The organism is Dellaglioa sp. CoH-56-MRSF-13, from assembly GCF_056782095.1.
In genome coordinates, this window is the sequence record NZ_JBXAYC010000218.1 from 1 (window position 1) to 238 (window position 238).

A 238-nucleotide genomic window follows, 5' to 3' on the forward strand; every position below is an offset into this window, starting at 1 on the left:
TGCATTTATGCCACCTTTTCGAAGGCCGCACGAATCTTCGCGTGCACGGACAAGCGCGTTGCATCGCCAGCCGTATAGATCGCGAAGTTCGAGTCGATGATGTTGAGAATTTCGTCCATCAGGGGCGGGCGCTCGCGCTCTCGCTCCAGTTGTTCGTTAGCCTTTTCGCAGCCCACGATCTTCGCAATCGAGGCCCGGGCCATCGGATGATCGGGAAGCGCCGCGTGCAGATAATTGG

1 protein-coding gene is annotated in these 238 nt (G+C 58.0%); it reads right to left on the reverse strand.

Features of this window, described 5'->3' with window-relative positions; genetic code table 11:
* Nucleotides 1-5 precede the first annotated feature (5 nt).
* The coding region (locus tag AC1RP1_RS08480; RefSeq protein WP_481762802.1) for a hypothetical protein at nucleotides 6-238 on the reverse strand (233 nt) is incomplete at its 5' end.